Raw genomic sequence first — 458 nt, 5'->3', positions numbered from 1 at the left:
TAGAAGACGTCGTTGGCCGGCGTCTCGAAATCAACACTGCCCTGGGTCTTGCCCGCCTCAACAGTGATGGTCTGGCCATTGGACAGGGTGACAGTCACCGGCGACTGAGCCGGATTGCTCAGGGTCACCGTGTAGGTGATCACGCCGCCTTCGGTCACGCTTGGCTCTTCGGTCAGGGTGGCGGTGGTGACATCGACCGAGTCGTTGATCGCGGTCTGAGCCGGGGTCGGGTTCGGCGTCAGCTGTTCAAAGTTGCCACCGGTCGCACCGGTAATCGTGGTGCTGACGGTTGAGCCGTTGTTGTAGACGTCGTTGGCCGGCGTCTCAAAGTCGACACTGCCCTGGGTCTTGCCGGCTTCGACGGTGATGGTCTGGCCGTTGGACAGGGTCACAGTCACCGGCGACTGCGCCGGGTTGCTCAGGGTCACGGTGTAGGTGATCACGCCACCTTCGGTCAC

General features: G+C 62.4%; 1 protein-coding gene. It reads right to left on the bottom strand.

The genetic code is table 11. The annotated features are described in order from the left end of the window. A partial coding sequence (locus FQ664_RS27340) for an immunoglobulin-like domain-containing protein (protein WP_178091059.1) occupies positions 1–458 on the bottom strand: 458 nt, incomplete at both ends.

Source organism: Pseudomonas persica, from assembly GCF_900291015.1.
Classification (GTDB): domain Bacteria; phylum Pseudomonadota; class Gammaproteobacteria; order Pseudomonadales; family Pseudomonadaceae; genus Aquipseudomonas.
This window is presented reverse-complemented; position numbering and strand designations above follow the sequence as displayed.